Genomic DNA, 465 nt, shown 5'->3' on the forward strand with positions numbered 1-465 from the left:
ACCCAGCGCGAATATTATCTGAACGAGCAGATGAAGGCGATCCAGCGCGAGCTGGGCGAGACCGACGATGCGCGCGACGAGATCATGGATCTGGAGAAGCGCATCCGTAAGACGCGCCTGTCCAAGGAAGCGCGGACCAAGGCCGAGGCTGAGGTCAAGAAGCTGCGCAACATGAGCCCGATGTCGGCGGAGTCGACCGTCGTGCGCAACTATCTCGACTGGCTGCTGTCCGTGCCGTGGGGCAAGGCCAAGCAGAAGCCGATCGATCTGGCCAAGGCTGAGGACATCCTGGAAGAGGATCACTTCGGCCTGGAGAAGGTCAAGGAACGGATCATCGAGTATCTGGCGGTCCAGGCCCGCACCGGCAGCCTGAAGGGTCCGATCCTGTGCCTCGTCGGCCCTCCCGGCGTCGGCAAGACCTCGCTGGCCAAGTCCATCGCCAAGGCGACGGGGCGTGAATACGTC

General features: G+C 63.0%; 1 protein-coding gene. It reads left to right on the forward strand.

The features are described from left to right. On the forward strand, nt 1–465 hold a 465-nt coding region (locus JWG43_RS20775; protein WP_205244324.1), incomplete at both ends, for an AAA family ATPase.

The organism is Desulfobulbus alkaliphilus (genome assembly GCF_016918545.1).
In the GTDB taxonomy this organism is placed as follows: Bacteria; Desulfobacterota; Desulfobulbia; order Desulfobulbales; family Desulfobulbaceae; genus Desulfobulbus; species Desulfobulbus alkaliphilus.